Raw genomic sequence first — 14,506 nt, forward strand, 5'->3', positions numbered from 1 at the left:
GCAGGCGCAAACAGAGGAGTTTGAACATGCAGGCAACACTGGAACACATGACGATCTGGGGGTTGATCAGCGATGCCAGTCTATTGGTCAAGGCGGTGATGCTGATTCTGTTGCTCGCTTCGTTGATGAGCTGGTTTCTGATCATCCAGCGCAGCCAGGTGCTCAAGCGCAACGAGCGACAGCTGAATACTTTCGTTACGGGTTTTCGCACTGCTTCAGACTTGCAATCGGTCTATCGCAGCAGCGTGCAGGCGCAGAGCCAGGACAGTGGTGTAGAACCGATTTTTCAGGCGGGTTTCCAAGCCTACGAACAGCTTGGTCAGCACTCCGGAAACTCGGCAGAGGTGGTACTCGAAGGTGTCGAACGTTCGTTGTACGTCGCCATCAGCGAGCAGGAAGTACAGTTGGAAAAAGGCCTGCAGTTTCTCGCTACCGTGGGTTCGGTCAGTCCTTATATCGGCTTGTTCGGGACCGTCTGGGGGATCATGAATTCCTTCCTCGGTTTGTCTCAGGTGCAGCAGGCAACTCTATCGACCGTCGCACCGGGCATTGCCGAAGCGCTGATTGCGACAGCGATCGGCCTGTTCGCTGCCATCCCGGCGGTCATCGCCTACAACCGTTTTTCTGCTCGCAGCCAGACATTGCTGACCCGTTACTACGCATTTGGCAATGAGCTGCAGGTGCGCATGCATCGCAAGCTTCACGGCGCACCACTGAATCTGGCTGCCGCCGCCTGAGAGGAGTACGCAAATGTTAATCAGGCCGCAACGCAAGCACGGGCCAAAAGCCGAAATGAACGTCGTGCCTTATATCGACGTCATGCTGGTGCTGTTGGTGATATTTATGGTCACCGCACCGATGCTGACCCAAGGGGTCCGCATCGAGTTGCCCAAGGTTGCCAGTGAAGCGCTGGTTAATGACACCCGGCAGCAGATCGTCACCCTGTCAGTAAAGGCCGAGGGCGGCTATTACTGGAACGTCGGAGGTGAGCTCGATACCAAAAGCCAGACCGACAGCGCCGTGGAACTGGACGAAATGCGTGCAAAGATCACACAGATCATTGCCGCGCGCAGCGATACCCAGGTCTACATTCGCGCCGACAAAGACGCCGGTTACGGCAGTGTCGTAGCTGCCATGGCGGCGTTGCAGCAGAGCGGGGTCAGCAACCTCGGGCTGGTAACCGAGGCCCCGCGATGACGGCGATGATCATGCACAGTCCAGCTTTTACATTGCGCTAGGGGGTAACCAACGGCTTCTGGAAAAACAGTCTGGCGGCAGGCCTGGCTGTTGCATTACACGCGATTGTACTGGCGCTGCTGGTGTCTGGCTGGTCAGTGGAATTTCCTGCTCCCAATCAGCCAATGGTGCTCAAGACTCATTTGGTGATGCTGCCTCCTGCCGCTCAGCCAGAACCTCAGCCGCCAAACGCTATCGCAGAACCGCAATTGTCAGAACCATCGCCTGTCGTCGTCGAACCGACGCCCGCCTTGTCACTGCCGGAGCCGGCAAAAGCCGCTGTCGATCCGCAGATTCAGGCACAAAAGCTGGAGCAGGCAGCACTGGCTCACAAGCGTGTCGAGGAGAAAAAGCGCGAGCAGCAGGCTGAAAAACTACAGCAAGTGGTGGAGGCACAAAAGCGTGATCGCGCAATCGAAGAGCAGCACCTGATTCAGCAGCGACAGCGCCAGCAAGAACAACAGGCACAGCAGACGAAGAATGCCGAACTGGCTCGCCAGGTCGCGGAGCGCAACAAGCAGCAAGCGGCGCAGATCGCTGCCGATAGCCGACAGTATTTACCGCTGAGCAAGGAAGCACCGGACTATCCGCAGCGTGCCCTGGACAAGAACATCGAAGGCGATTGCACTGTGGAGTACACGGTGAATGGGCAGGGCAAAATTGAAAATCCCAAAGTGCTCGATGGCTGCCATCCGCTGTTCATGCGTCCATCGCTGGCTGCCGCCAATACCTTTCGTTATCAACCGCGGACCATCGACGGCCAGCCTGTATCGGTGCCTGCGGTGCGCAACACTTTCCACTATCGGATCAAGTGAGTGAAGGATAACTTCAGCTCGCGATCCGGGGCGTGATTCAGCTGAATCACAGCTGCAGCGTGGCAGATCATTTAATCCAGTGAGTCAGCCCAACTGTTGCCAGTTGGGCCTTTTTAGAAACGTGACATTTTGCTGATCAATGATTCTTTGGACCGAGCACTCCGCGCTGCACCAGGTTTTTCATCAATGCGCCAACCCCAAACGTCCACGGAGGTGCCTGATGGCTGCCGGTCACGCGATTGTGCAGGGCGCCCAGCGACGCGGATGAAATGCTCACCACGTCGCCTTCTTTGTGGGTAAAGCCCTGGCCGGGCAGGTCGCGGTCTTCGGTGGGGGCGAAAAGCGTGCCGAGAAACAGCACGAAGCCGTCCGGATATTGGTGGTTGGCATTGAGCGTCTGCGCGGCGAGATCTGCCGGGTCACGGCTGATCTGGCTCATGGAGCTGCTGCCGTTGAGCACGTAGTCGTCATTGCCCTCGACCCGTAGCGCCACTTCACAGCGTCGCACGTCGTCAAGGCTGAAATGTTCGTCGAACAGGCGAATGAACGGCCCCAATGCGCAGGACGCATTGTTGTCCTTGGCCTTGCTCAGCAACAGTGCGCTGCGACCTTCGACGTCGCGCAGGTTGACGTCGTTGCCCAGGGTCGCGCCGTGAATCCGGCCTTGGCTGTCCACCGCCAGCACCACTTCCGGTTCCGGGTTGTTCCAGCTCGACTCGGGATGGATGCCGATGGCGCTGCCGCTGCCCACGGCGGCCAGCAACGGTGCCTTAGTGAATATTTCAGCGTCCGGGCCGATGCCGACTTCCAGGTACTGCGACCACATGTTCTGCTCGATCAGCACCTGCTTGAGGCGCAACGCCTCCGGTGAGCCGGGGCGCAAGTCACGCAGGTTATCGCCGATCACGTTCTGCACCAGACCACGGATCTGCTCGGCACGTTGCGCGTCGCCGCCAGCTTTCTCCTCGATGACCCGTTCGATCATGCTGGCAGCAAAGGTCACGCCAGCCGCCTTGATGACTTGCAGGTCTGCCGGTGCCAGCAGGCTGGGCTTCGACGGATCGCGCAGCTCGCCGCTGTTGGTCAGCAGCGCTTCAATCGTGCCAAGCGAGGTGCCAATGGCGTCGCGAATCGCCTGCAGCGGGGCTTCGTTGTCCAGCAGTTGGCTCAGCGTCGGGAAGCGTGCGGTGCAGTCGATGACTTCACCGTCACGCAGCACCACCACGGCCGGCCCGCCCAGTTCGCCCGGCAGCCACACGCGACCGACCAGCGTCGCGCGTTGCCAGTCATCGGGCAGGGTATTTCCAATCGTCAATTGCAACGCTTGCATAAGGCTGATCCTTGGGTTCAGTGAGAATGGCGCGGGGTGCCGTTTTCCGGGATGACGCGCCAGTACAGCGTGGCCGGTTCCAGGCAACCGCCGGTGGACAGCTGGCCGACCAGTTGCCGGTACAGTTCCTGCCATGGGGTTTGCGAGGGGGCGAGGGCGGGCAGCGGTTCCTGGCGGCGGACATCCAGTTCGACCTCGTCCACCAACAGATTGACGCTGCGTGCGTTGAGGTCGACGCGTAGCCGGTCACCGGTGCGCAGCAGCGAAAGGCCGCCGCCCACAGCGGATTCCGGGGACATGTTGAGGATCGACGGGCTGGCGGAAGTGCCGCTCTGGCGACCGTCGCCCAGGCACGGCAGCGAGTCGATACCGGCCTTGATCAGCGCGGACGGCGGCGCCATGTTCACCACTTCGGCGCTGCCGGGATAGCCAACGGTGCCGCAGCCGCGAATCACCAGGATGCAGCGCTCGTCGATATCCAGGGTCGGGTCGTTGATTCGGGCCTGATAGTCTTCCGGGCCTTCGAACACGATGGCCCGCGCTTCGAAGCAGTTAGGTTGCAGCGGGTCGCTCAGGTAGGTGCTGCGGAAGGCTTCGCCCACCACCGACATCTTCATGATCGCACTGTCGAAAAAGTTGCCGCTGAGCACAATGAAACCAGCGCGGTGCTTGAGCGGGTCTTCCCAGGTACGGATGACGTCGCGGTCGCCGGTCACAGCATCTGCAACGATCTCGCCCATGGTTCGGCCGCTCACCGATTGGCAATCACGGTGCAGACGGCCGACCTTGTCCAGCTCATGCATCACCGCCGGCACGCCGCCCGCACGGTGGAAACCTTCACCGAGGTATTCGCCAGCGGGCATGCAATTGACCAGCAGCGGCACGTCTTCACCAACGCGCTGCCAGTCTTCCAGCGACAGGTCGATGCCGCTGTGGCGGGCGATGGCAATCAGATGCGGCGGGCAGTTGGTTGAAGCGCCTAAAGCGGAGGCGACGGCGATGGCATTTTCGAAGGCGGCGTGGGTCATGATGTGTGACGGACGCACGTCTTCGCGAACCAGATCGACAATGCGCAGACCCGTGGCATAGGCCATCTGCCCGCGCTCGCGGTAAGGCGCGGGAATGCTCGCGCAGCCTGGCAACGACATGCCGAGAGCCTCGGCCAAGGCGTTCATCGACAGGGCGGTGCCCATGGTGTTGCAGTGACCCACCGAAGGCGACGACGCGGTGGTCAGGGTCATGAAGCCTTCGTAGTCGATTTCACCCGCGCTGAGCAGATTGCGCGCATGCCACAGCACGGTGCCCGAACCGATGCGCTGGCCCTTGTGCCAGCCGTCGAGCATCGGCCCGCCGGAGAGCACGATTGACGGCAGATCGGTGGTCGCCGCAGCCATCAGGCAGGCCGGCGTGGTTTTGTCGCAGCCGGTGGTAAGCACCACGCCATCGAGGGGATAGCCGTGCAGCACTTCCACCAGTCCCAGGTACGCGAGGTTGCGGTCCAGGGCGGCGGTAGGACGGCGCGACTGCTCGGCAATCGGGTGGACGGGGAATTCCATCGGAATGCCGCCTGCGTCGCGAATGCCGTCCTTGACCCGTTTGGCCAGTTCGATGTGGTGGCGGTTGCAGGGCGTCAGGTCGCTGCCGGTCTGGGCAATGCCGATGATCGGTCGCCCCGATTGCAGTTCGGCGCGGGTCAGGCCCTGGTTCATGTAGCGTTCCACATACAACGCAGTGAGGTCGGCGTGGCTGGGATCGTCAAACCACTGCTGACTGCGCAGGCGGCGTGGGGTTGAATCGGTCATGACAGGCTCCAGCAAGTTATTCAGGCAATGGGTTGTCGCGGCGTAGCTGGCGGATCAGTCCGGCGTGATCGAGCTCGCCGTCACCGGCCTCGACCATTTTCTGGAACAGTCCGTCGACCAGATTGGCCACGGGCAGCGTCAGGCCCAGGGCTCGGGCTTGGGCGAGAGCGGTGTGAGTGTCCTTGAGTTGCCATTTGGCAGCGCCGCCGGGGGTGAAGTCGTTGTCGAGCATGCGTTGGCCATGTTGGCGCCAGATCGGCGAGTCGACGAAGCCGCCAAGCAGCGCTTGATGGACTTTTGCCGGATCGGCCCCGCCGCGTTCGGCCAGCAACAGCCCTTCGGCGACGGTGGCGATGGTACTGGCGACGATCAACTGGTTGACCAGCTTGGACAGCTGCCCCGTCCCGGCCGGGCCGACATGCACCGGGCGGCCCATGGCAGCCAGGACAGCGCGGCCCTGTTCGAACGCCGCTGCGTCGCCGCCGACCATGATTGCCAGGCTGGCTTCACGGGCGCCGCGTTCGCCACCGGACACCGGCGCGTCGAGGTAGCGCAGCCCTTGCGCCGCACACAAGCGGGCGTGTTCGACGGCGGTTTCCACAGGGATCGAACTCATCACGATCAGCAGCGCACCTTCGGTCAGCGCCAGTGAGGCGCCGCCTTCGCCAAACAGAACCTGGTCGCAAGTCGGACCGTCGCTGAGCATGCAGATCAGTACTTTTGCACCGTTTGCCGCCTGCGCGGCGGACTGGAAAACCTTCGCGCCGTGAGTGGCGAGTTCCGCCGCCTTGGCTGCCGAGCGGTTCCAGATTTGTACCGGATAACCGGCCTGCAGCAGGTTGCGGACCATGGGCTTGCCCATGATGCCGGTGCCGATGAAGGCCACGGTTTCAAGGGTCATGCCTTGTCTCCCAAGGCGTCAGTGGTGGCGCTTTTCGTGTCGATCAGCGGCTTCGGGTTGCGCGGCATCAACACCATGCCCAGCCCACCGGCGCCGACCAGTGCGGCAATGATCAAGAAGCCCGGCGTGTAGCTGCCGGTCACGTTGAACAGGAACCCGGTCAGGTAAGGGCCGGTGAAACCGCTGAGGTTACCGATGGAGTTGATCAAACCAATCCCGGCTGCGGCGCCGACGCCGGTCAGCACTTGTCCGGGCACGGCCCAGAACACGTTGATTGCGCTGTACACGCCCATGGCAAGCAGGATGAATCCGATGACGATGATCCACGGTTGATTGATCAACAGCGCCAGGGCAATGGACGCAGCGGCGAGCATCGCCGCGCCGCCCGCATGCCAGTGACGTTCCTGCAAACGGTCGGAGCGGCGGCTCCACCAGATCATCGCTACAGCCGCGACGGCGTATGGAACAGCGGTGATCAGGCCGTTCTGCATCAGGCCGATCTCCAGCCCGAACGAGGCGCGAAACGACGCCAGCACGGTCGGCAGGAAGAAGTTCATGGCGTTGGAGCCCGAGGTGATGCCGAAGTACACCAGAGCGAGCATCCACACCTGACGACTGGCCAGCGCCTTGCGAATCATCTGGCCCTTGGTCGGTTGCACGCCCACCACCAACGGTTTGTTGCGCTCTTCCTGTTCGAGGGTCTTGATCAACCAGTTACGCTGCTCGGCGGTGAGCCAATGGGCATCGGCCGGGCGGTCGGTGAGGTAGAAATAGCAGACCACGCCAAGGATCAGGGCCGGGACCGCTTCGACGATGTACATCAAGCGCCAGCCGACGAAACCCCAGGCGTCGCCCAGCTGCATCAAGCCCACCGACAGCGGCGCGCCGACGATTTGCGCAATGGGCACGCCCAGGTAAAACGAAGCGATCATCCGCGCCCGGTAGCGCGCCGGAAACCACAGCGACAGCAGGTAAATCACGCCGGGGAAAAAGCCCGCTTCGGCGATGCCGAGCAACACGCGCAAGGTGATGAAGTGGCCGGCGGTCTGTAGAAAGCCCATGGCCCCGGCAATAATCCCCCAGGTGACCATGATCCGCGCGATCCAGACCCGGGCGCCGTAGCGGTGCAGCAAAATGTTGCTCGGCACTTCGAACATGAAATAACCGAGGAAGAAAATCCCCGCGCCCAGCCCGTAAATGGTCTGGCTGATGCCGATGTCCTCGTTCATGCGCAACGCGGCAAAGCCGACATTGTTGCGGTCCAGAAAGGCCACCACAAACAGCAGGACAAGGAAGGGAATCAAGCGCCGGGTTACGCGTTTGATGGTTTGTTGTTCGATGTCCGAGACATCGGGATGTGGTGTGATCATGGCGCACAGCCTCGTTATTTTTGTTGTTATCGAAAGGTGAAGCGTGAGTCGTGACTAGCCGCTAGCCAGCAGCGGTGTCCTCGATATGAGCGCGGATGATGGCGTCGAAGTCAGCGTCGGCGTTAAAACCCAGGGCGCGGGCGCGGGGTGCGTCGACTTTGCTGGGCCAGCCCTCGACAATCCGCTGAATGGTGGCGTCCGGTTCCCAGCGAATCAGCTTGACCACGTCGGCACCGGCCACGCGCTGCAGGGCCGCAACCATCTCGGCGACAGTGGTGGTCACGCCGGGCAGGGGAATGATGCGTTCATCGCCCAGCGTCTCGGGGGACAGCAGCATGGCGTGCAACATTGCTTCGATCACCCGGCGCGGCGAGGTGAGATAAACCTGCGTATCCGGTCGCACCGGGCAGACGGCGGTTTGCCCTACCAGCGGCTCGCGAATAATCGAACTGAAGAAAGTCGAGGCGGCCTTGTTCGGCTTGCCGGGACGCACGGCGACAGTGGGCAGGCGCAATACGCGGCCGTCGACAAAACCCTTGCGGGCATAGTCCGCCACCAACAGCTCGCCCACTGCTTTTTGCATGCCGTAAGAGGATTTCGGTGTCAGCACGGTGTCGTCGTTGACGACTTCCGGCAGCTTGCCGCCGAATACCGCGAAGCCGCTGGCGTAGACAAATCGCGGCGTGTTGCCTTGTTGGCGCAGGGTTTCCAGCAGCGTCATCAGGCCGTGCAGATTGACCTGCATGCCCAGATCGAAATCAGCCTCGGCAGCCGAACTGACCACCGCTGCCAGATGCCAGACCAGATCCACACCATCGGTAACCCGCGCCACCACGTCTGGATCGGCGATATCCCCGGTGACCAGTTCGATGCGCGGGTCGGTGGGCAGGTGTTCGCCGGCAAAGGCGTCGAACAGCACGATGCGCTCAATGACCTGTGGCGCCTGACCTTCGAACGTCAGGTTGCGCAGGGCCAGCAAACGCTCGGCCAGTTGTTTGCCGATAAAACCCGTGCCGCCGGTGATGAGGATCCGCATGTGTCACTCCTTTTTATTGTTGAATGAAAAACACCTGACCCGGTCGCTCCAACAGAGCAGGGTCGGTCAGTCAGCCTGCACCGTGCGTTGGCGCTGTTCGCCGAGACCAGCGATGCCCAGGCGCATTTCCTGGCCTGCGCGCAGGAACACCGGCTCGGGCTTCACGCCAAGGCCCACGCCCGGTGGCGTGCCGGTGGAAATGACGTCCCCCGGTTGCAACGACATGCAGCGGCTGAGGTAGGCAATCAGCGCAGGAATCTGGAACACCAGGGTGCGGGTGTTGCCGTTCTGATAGCGATGGCCATCGACTTCCAGCCAGAGATCCAGCTGGTGCGGGTCGCTGATCTCGTCGCGGGTCACCAGCCATGGACCGATAGGCCCGAAGGTGTCGAAACCCTTGCCTTTGTCCCAGGTGCCGCCGCGTTCAAGCTGCCATTCGCGCTCGGACACGTCGTTGATGACGCAGTAGCCCGCGACGTGGTCCATGGCGTTGCTCTCGTCGATGTAGCGACCGCCCTTGCCGATCACCACGCCCAACTCGACTTCCCAGTCGGTTTTGGTCGAGCCGCGCGGGATCTGCACGTCATCGTTCGGGCCGTTGATGGCGCTGGTCCATTTATTGAAAATCACCGGTTCGCTGGGGACTGGCATGTTCGATTCTGCCGCGTGATCGGCGTAGTTGAGGCCAATGCAAATGAACTTGCCGACCTGGCCGACACACGCGCCGATGCGTGGCGAGCCACTCACCAAAGGCAAGCTGGCAACGTCGAGCTTGCTCAGTGCATCCAGGCTGGAAGGCTCCAGAGCCTTGCCGGCCAAATCAGTGATGTGAGCCGACAAATCGCGAATCTGTCCCTGGGCGTCCAGCAGCCCTGGTTTTTCCTGGCCTTTATCGCCATAGCGCAGCAGTTTCATAGAAGAATCCTGAATGGAGTTGAAGAAGGGATCAGACGCTCATGCCACCATCGATGACATGCACGCCGCCGGTAGTGTAGGCACTGGCGTCGCTGGCCAGATACAGGGCGAGGCGGGCGATTTCTTCAGCCGTGCCGATGCGGCCCATGGGTTGGCGATCAACAAACGCCTGATAGACCTCCGTTTCCGTACGGCCTTGGGCGCGCGCCTGTTCAGCAATACGTTGGCGCAGGGAAGGTGAGTCCACCGTGCCGGGGCAGATGGCGTTGCAGCGAATGCCTTTGCTGACGTAATCGGTGGCCACTGACTTGGTCAGGCCGATGACGGCGGCTTTGCTGGCGGTGTAGGCAAAACGGTTGGGCACGCCTTTCACGCTGGAAGCCACCGAGGCCATGTTGACGATGCTGCCGCCGCCAGCCGCGAGCATGCCGGGCAGGAACGCGCGAATCATCCGGTACATGGCGGTAACGTTGAGGTCGAAGGAGAACTGCCAGGCCTGTTCGTCGCAATCGAGCAACGCGCCGCTGTGCACGTAGCCTGCACAGTTGAACAGCACGTCCAGCGTGCCCACCTGTTGGGCAATGGCATCAATGGCCGAAGGCTGGGTCACGTCCAGCTGCAAAACCTGGATGCCGGGGATGTCCTGCAACGCTTCAATGTGCAGGTCGGTGGCGATCACCTGGGCCCCCGCTTGCTGGAAAGCCAGGACCGAAGCACGGCCAATGCCTTGTGCCGCTGCGGTAATCAAAACGCGTTTGTTGGCGAGGTTCATGGGGATATCCATTGTTGTTATTAAATACGCCGGACATAACCGTAGGGCGACTTGCCGATAATCTCCAATGAGATATTCTCAAGGCTTAATAACTGGAGGTTATCGGATGGCGGACGTCGGCTTCAAACAGCTGTGCAATTGGCTGAGGTTCCGCCACTTGGTCTTGATCGATACCCTGGCCCGTACGCAGAACATGCACGCCACGGCGCAGGCGATGAATATCAGCCAGCCGGCGGTGAGCAAAATGCTCCGCGAGGTCGAGAAACAATTCGGCTTTGACTTGTTTCAGCGGTTGCCGCGCAGCATGTCGCCCACCGATCTGGGCAGCCATGTCGCTCGCTACGCGCAGATCGCCCTCAATGATGCCGAGCATTTCGTGGGTCAGATCAATCATCTGCGCCAGGGCGGACACGGTCTGCTGAAGATCGGTACCATTTTTGCGCCTACTTCGGTGGCGCTGCCCGCCGCGATTGTCGGCATCAAGCAACGTTGGCCGCTGCTCGCGCTGGATGTCCTGGAAGGCACCAGCGCCAATCTGTTGAGCATGCTCGAACACAAGCAACTGGATCTGGTCATCGCCCGGTTCACGCTGGACAGCCATCGCAAACTGTTCGACTTCCAGGCGCTGGCGCCGGAGCCGCTGTGCCTGGTCACCGGCAGCCAGCATCCACTGGCCGGTGCGCGGGAATTACCGTTGGCCGAACTCGGCAGCTGGCCTTGGATCGTTTATCCGGCGGGCACCCCAATGCGCGCCCGGCTGGAGCGAGCCTTTGCCGAGGCGGGCATGCAGACCCCGGAAAACACCGTGGAAACCAGTTCAATGCAGACCACGCTGCAACTGCTGCAAACCGCGCCCATGGTGGCGATGCTTGCTGAATCCATGGTCGGGCCAGACGTGCAGGCCGGTCGCCTGACCCGTCTGGCGCTGCCGTTTCCGCTGGTTCTGGCTGACTACGGGATCATTACCCGGCGCAACGAGACACCCGGCTGGTCCGCCCAGGCCTTCATCGAAGAGCTGCTGGCGGGCGCAGATGCCCTGCGCAGCGCACGCCAGACGCCTTGATAACCGTTGGTTATCGTTTGATTGAATCTCGTCATTGGGCAGCTGGCAATCGGCCTACTAGAGTGACCGACGCTCCACCTCGACGGTAGGGGCGTCAACCGCTCAGCAGAGGCGCGCATGAGAACAATAAAAAGCTACAAGACGCTGACCATCCTGTTCCTGTTTCTGATTGGCGTAGTCAACTATCTGGACCGCAGTGCGCTGTCCATCGCCAACACCTCCATCCAGAAAGACCTGGCCATCAGCCCGATGCAGATGGGCATCATGCTCTCGGCCTTTTCCGTCGCCTACGCGTTTTCGCAGTTGCCCCTAGGCGCCTTGATCGATCGTCTGGGCAGCAAGCTGGCGCTGGGTGGATCGCTGATTGTCTGGTCGATCGCCCAGGCTGCGTTCGGCCTGTTTAGCAGCTACGGACACCTGGTTGGCTTGCGGGTGCTGCTGGGGATTGGCGAAGCGCCGGTGTTCCCGTCAGCGGCCAAAGCGTTGTCGGAGTGGTTCGACACCAAGGAGCGCGGCACAGCAACCGGCTGGGTCTGGTCCTCGACCTGCATCGGGCCGTGCCTGGCACCGCCGTTGCTGACGTTGTTCATGGTCCATCTGGGCTGGCGGGGCATGTTCGTGCTCACCGGCATCATCGGTCTGATCCTGGCCGCCTGCTGGTTTGCCTTCTACAAGAGCAAGGCGCAGTACATGGCCGAGACCGGGCGCGCCGAGCCGGTGCCCGCGCAGGTCAAACAAAGTACCGGGCCGAAAGTGCGCTGGACCGCGTTGTTCAAGGACCGCAACACCTGGGGCGCTTTTCTCGGTTTCATGGGCGTGATTTACATGATCTGGCTCAACCTGACCTGGTTGCCCGGTTACTTCGAACGCGAGCACGGCCTGGACCTGTACCGCACCGCCTGGGTGGTCTCGCTGGCGTATCTGTTCGGCGCGCTGGGCACCATCGTTGCCGGCAAGGTCTGCGACAAGCTGGTTGCCCGAGGCATGAAAGTGCTCGCCAGCCGCAAGCTGATGGTGATCATGGGGTTGCTCGGCGGTGCGCTGTTTACCCTGATCGTGGCGTTCACCACCAACGTGGTTGCCTGCGTGGTGCTGCTGTGCCTGACGATGTTTTTCATCAACATTTCCAGCGCCACGGCGTGGATGATCGTCAACACCATCGTGCCATCGGAGCGGGTCGCATCGTTCGGCTCGATCCAGAATTTCGGCGGCTACCTGGCAGGCTCCATCGCGCCGATTCTCACCGGTTTCAGCGTGCAGCAGAGCGGCTCGTTCTCCTCGGCGTTCGTGATCAGCGCCGTGGTTGCGGCCTGCTCGGCGGTGGCGTACTTCACGTTGCTCAAGGAACCTGCGGCGAAAGTGGAGCCATTGGCGACAGCCGACGGCGTGCATTCGGCGGGCTGAGGTTCAGGTATCGCGCAACAGGTCGTTGGCGTTGAGCAGTTCGTAGGCGATTTCCGGGTGCTTTTCCAGCCCCCGGCGAATCGCCGCCGGGATCGACTGCCGGGTCTTGCGGCACAGGCCCGGCCGTTCACTCAGCGTGATGCCGATGCCGCGCATGGTGCGCACTTCGTTGAAGCCCGGCTCGATATGCACGCGCACGCCCAGCTGTTCATAAATCCGGCCCTGCAAGCGCTGCAAGTCGGCAAGGCTCTGCAGGTTCTCCAGTCGCTCCAGCAGACGCTTCTCTTCGCTGCGATTGAGGAACAGCACGCGTACATCCGCGCCCGGAGTTTCCAGCAGCGAGTCTCGCCCGCAATCGCAGGCGCCGGGCGGGCAGGGTGGGCGAATCGGCAGAGGCGTCGTCATGGGAGCAATCATAAGGGTCTCGGATCGAATTTGCCCATGGGCTTGTGCGCCTGATTGAGCGGCCATCGAGCGGCCGGCTTGCCAAGCGCAGCCTGAATCCCGAAGATTGCCGCTTCACTGACCGTTCAAGGCTGTTCTGATGATCCATATCCGCTCCATGACTGCCGAAGACTTCGAGCGCTTCTGGCCCACTTTCCACGCCGTGGTCAGCGCGCAAGAGACTTACGCCTATGACCCGGAAACGACCCGGGAGCAGGCGTTGCAGCTATGGCTGGAGCTGCCGTTGCACACCTTCGTCGCCGAAGAAGATGGCGAGTTGCTGGGCAGCTACTACCTCAAGGCCAACGCCGCCGGTCCCGGCAAACATGTCTGCAACTGCGGCTACATGGTCAACGAAGCCGCGCGTGGCAAGGGCGTCGCGCGCCTGATGTGCGAACACTCCCAGCGCGTTGCGACCGACGCGGGCTTTTTGGCCATGCAGTTCAATTCCGTGGTGTCGAGCAATGAAGTGGCGGTCGCGCTTTGGCAAAAACTAGGCTTCGACGTGGTCGGTCGCCTGCCGCGCGCCTATCGCCACGGGCGTTTGGGATTGGTCGATTGTCTGGTGATGTTCAAATGGCTGGCGCACGAGCAATCTTCCGAACAGCCCGCAGCGCCGAAGCTCATCGGGCGCAAGAATATTGAGTCCGTGGTGTCGCGACCGCGGCGTAGTAAGCCGTAAACAACGGAAGTGCTAACCGCCCTTGGCAGCAGGCAAACTGGCGATCTGCCGCGACTGGCAATTCAGGTATGCCGAGGATTTCAGCCAGCGCTGGTCGGGGTACCAGGCGAACATGAATTGGCCATCCTTGAGTTTGTCGATCACCTGACGCGCCACTTGCGGGCGTACTGCCGGGCAGCCCTGGCTGCGTCCGATACGGCCCTGCCGCTCGCTCCACAGCGGGTTCACATAATCAGCGGCATGGATCACGATGTCCCGATCACGGGCGCGATCATTGAAACCCGGTTCAAGACCGTCCATGCGCAGTGAGTAACCGTGGCTGCCTTCATAGCTTTCCTGGGTGCGGAACAAGCCCAGGCTGGACTGATAACTGCCCATGCGATTGGAGAATTGCGTGGCGAAGTTCTCACCGGATTTTTGTCCATGGGCCACCAGATCGCGCAGCACTAATGTGCGTTTGCTGAGGTCGAAGATCCACAGCCGACGAGCGGTGGAGGGCTGGGAATAGTCAATAACGGCCAGATGTTTGGCTTGTCGGTCACCACTGCTGACTGCGCATTGCACCGCATTCAGGGCACTTTTCAGTACTGTGGGGTTGAGATCGGGGGCGGCTTTGGTGAGCTTGCTGTAAAGAATCTGATTATTGCTGCCGGCGGCGAGGGCTGGACCGCAGGTTGCGCATAGGGTAATAGCTGCCAGACAGAGTCGGCGCATGAAGGTCAGCATGTGCAGGGAG

At 61.5% G+C, this 14,506-nt stretch carries 14 protein-coding genes and 1 pseudogene; 6 read left to right on the forward strand and 9 right to left on the reverse strand.

Annotation, left to right across the window (positions count from 1 at the left end; translation table 11 throughout):
• Window positions 1-26: 26 nt before the first annotated feature.
• The 3 genes and pseudogenes from tolQ (at window position 27) to CFII64_RS12505 (ending at window position 2,051) form a co-directional block, all read left to right on the forward strand.
• A complete protein-coding gene (tolQ, locus tag CFII64_RS12495) occupies window positions 27-737 on the forward strand; it encodes a protein TolQ (protein WP_020291140.1) in 711 nt (236 codons plus the stop codon).
• 13 nt (window positions 738-750) lie between these two features.
• Window positions 751-1,197 carry a protein TolR gene (tolR, locus tag CFII64_RS12500; protein ID WP_020291141.1) on the forward strand — a complete coding sequence of 149 codons (447 nt, stop codon included), beginning with the start codon at window positions 751-753 and terminating at the stop codon, window positions 1,195-1,197.
• A pseudogene (locus tag CFII64_RS12505) lies at window positions 1,194-2,051 on the forward strand (TonB family protein). Before tolR ends, CFII64_RS12505 begins: the two are co-directional and overlap by 4 nt.
• Window positions 2,052-2,187: 136 nt before the next feature.
• Here the strand turns inward: CFII64_RS12505 and CFII64_RS12510 are convergent.
• The 7 genes from CFII64_RS12510 to CFII64_RS12540 form a co-directional block, all read right to left on the reverse strand.
• Window positions 2,188-3,381, reverse strand: a complete 1,194-nt coding sequence (locus tag CFII64_RS12510; protein WP_020291143.1) for a fumarylacetoacetate hydrolase family protein — start codon at window positions 3,379-3,381, stop codon at window positions 2,188-2,190.
• 17 nt (window positions 3,382-3,398) lie between these two features.
• Window positions 3,399-5,183, reverse strand: coding sequence for an IlvD/Edd family dehydratase (locus CFII64_RS12515; protein ID WP_020291144.1), 1,785 nt, complete (start codon window positions 5,181-5,183; stop codon window positions 3,399-3,401).
• A 16-nt stretch (window positions 5,184-5,199) separates the two neighbouring features.
• Complete coding sequence (locus CFII64_RS12520; RefSeq protein ID WP_020291145.1) at window positions 5,200-6,084, reverse strand: NAD(P)-dependent oxidoreductase; 885 nt, start codon at window positions 6,082-6,084, stop codon at window positions 5,200-5,202.
• Window positions 6,081-7,454 carry an MFS transporter gene (locus tag CFII64_RS12525; protein WP_020291146.1) on the reverse strand — a complete coding sequence of 458 codons (1,374 nt, stop codon included), beginning with the start codon at window positions 7,452-7,454 and terminating at the stop codon, window positions 6,081-6,083. The genes CFII64_RS12520 and CFII64_RS12525 overlap by 4 nt, the downstream gene beginning before the upstream one ends.
• A gap of 61 nt (window positions 7,455-7,515) precedes the next feature.
• Window positions 7,516-8,490: a D-erythronate dehydrogenase gene (gene denD, locus CFII64_RS12530; RefSeq protein ID WP_020291147.1), complete on the reverse strand. Its 975-nt coding sequence runs from the start codon at window positions 8,488-8,490 to the stop codon at window positions 7,516-7,518.
• A gap of 66 nt (window positions 8,491-8,556) precedes the next feature.
• Window positions 8,557-9,405 (reverse strand): ureidoglycolate lyase, encoded by an 849-nt coding sequence (locus CFII64_RS12535; protein WP_020291148.1) that lies wholly within the window; start codon window positions 9,403-9,405, stop codon window positions 8,557-8,559.
• Window positions 9,406-9,436: 31 nt separating this feature from the next.
• A complete protein-coding gene (locus tag CFII64_RS12540) occupies window positions 9,437-10,177 on the reverse strand; it encodes an SDR family oxidoreductase (RefSeq protein ID WP_020291149.1) in 741 nt (246 codons plus the stop codon).
• A gap of 106 nt (window positions 10,178-10,283) precedes the next feature.
• On the opposite strand from CFII64_RS12540, the gene CFII64_RS12545 reads away from it, so the two are divergent.
• Together CFII64_RS12545 and CFII64_RS12550 are read left to right on the forward strand one after the other, a co-directional pair.
• Entirely contained in the window at window positions 10,284-11,240 is a 957-nt protein-coding gene (locus CFII64_RS12545) for a LysR family transcriptional regulator (RefSeq protein ID WP_020291150.1), read from the forward strand.
• A gap of 117 nt (window positions 11,241-11,357) precedes the next feature.
• Window positions 11,358-12,644 carry an MFS transporter gene (locus CFII64_RS12550; protein WP_020291151.1) on the forward strand — a complete coding sequence of 429 codons (1,287 nt, stop codon included), beginning with the start codon at window positions 11,358-11,360 and terminating at the stop codon, window positions 12,642-12,644.
• A gap of 3 nt (window positions 12,645-12,647) precedes the next feature.
• Here CFII64_RS12550 and CFII64_RS12555 read toward each other — a convergent pair whose 3' ends face one another.
• Window positions 12,648-13,049, reverse strand: a complete 402-nt coding sequence (locus tag CFII64_RS12555) for a hypothetical protein (protein ID WP_020291152.1) — start codon at window positions 13,047-13,049, stop codon at window positions 12,648-12,650.
• A gap of 139 nt (window positions 13,050-13,188) precedes the next feature.
• On the opposite strand from CFII64_RS12555, the gene CFII64_RS12560 reads away from it, so the two are divergent.
• The gene (locus tag CFII64_RS12560) at window positions 13,189-13,770 is read left to right on the forward strand and encodes a GNAT family N-acetyltransferase (protein WP_020291153.1); all 582 of its coding nucleotides are present in this window, start codon (window positions 13,189-13,191) and stop codon (window positions 13,768-13,770) included.
• Between the two features lie 12 nt (window positions 13,771-13,782).
• On the opposite strand, the gene CFII64_RS12565 is transcribed toward CFII64_RS12560, so the two are convergent.
• The gene (locus CFII64_RS12565; protein WP_020291154.1) at window positions 13,783-14,496 is read right to left on the reverse strand and encodes a murein L,D-transpeptidase catalytic domain family protein; all 714 of its coding nucleotides are present in this window, start codon (window positions 14,494-14,496) and stop codon (window positions 13,783-13,785) included.
• Window positions 14,497-14,506 lie beyond the last annotated feature (10 nt).

The organism is Pseudomonas sp. CFII64, from assembly GCF_000416235.1.
Lineage (GTDB): Bacteria > Pseudomonadota > Gammaproteobacteria > Pseudomonadales > Pseudomonadaceae > Aquipseudomonas.

Coding starts and splice junctions, on each gene's coding strand:
- tolQ (WP_020291140.1), top strand. CDS start 27: ATGCAGGCAACACTGGAACACATGACGATCTGGGGGTTGATCAGCGAT.
- tolR (WP_020291141.1), top strand. CDS start 751: ATGTTAATCAGGCCGCAACGCAAGCACGGGCCAAAAGCCGAAATGAAC.
- CFII64_RS12510 (WP_020291143.1), bottom strand. CDS start 3,381: ATGCAAGCGTTGCAATTGACGATTGGAAATACCCTGCCCGATGACTGG.
- CFII64_RS12515 (WP_020291144.1), bottom strand. CDS start 5,183: ATGACCGATTCAACCCCACGCCGCCTGCGCAGTCAGCAGTGGTTTGAC.
- CFII64_RS12520 (WP_020291145.1), bottom strand. CDS start 6,084: ATGACCCTTGAAACCGTGGCCTTCATCGGCACCGGCATCATGGGCAAG.
- CFII64_RS12525 (WP_020291146.1), bottom strand. CDS start 7,454: ATGATCACACCACATCCCGATGTCTCGGACATCGAACAACAAACCATC.
- denD (WP_020291147.1), bottom strand. CDS start 8,490: ATGCGGATCCTCATCACCGGCGGCACGGGTTTTATCGGCAAACAACTG.
- CFII64_RS12535 (WP_020291148.1), bottom strand. CDS start 9,405: ATGAAACTGCTGCGCTATGGCGATAAAGGCCAGGAAAAACCAGGGCTG.
- CFII64_RS12540 (WP_020291149.1), bottom strand. CDS start 10,177: ATGAACCTCGCCAACAAACGCGTTTTGATTACCGCAGCGGCACAAGGC.
- CFII64_RS12545 (WP_020291150.1), top strand. CDS start 10,284: ATGGCGGACGTCGGCTTCAAACAGCTGTGCAATTGGCTGAGGTTCCGC.
- CFII64_RS12550 (WP_020291151.1), top strand. CDS start 11,358: ATGAGAACAATAAAAAGCTACAAGACGCTGACCATCCTGTTCCTGTTT.
- CFII64_RS12555 (WP_020291152.1), bottom strand. CDS start 13,049: ATGACGACGCCTCTGCCGATTCGCCCACCCTGCCCGCCCGGCGCCTGC.
- CFII64_RS12560 (WP_020291153.1), top strand. CDS start 13,189: ATGATCCATATCCGCTCCATGACTGCCGAAGACTTCGAGCGCTTCTGG.
- CFII64_RS12565 (WP_020291154.1), bottom strand. CDS start 14,496: ATGCTGACCTTCATGCGCCGACTCTGTCTGGCAGCTATTACCCTATGC.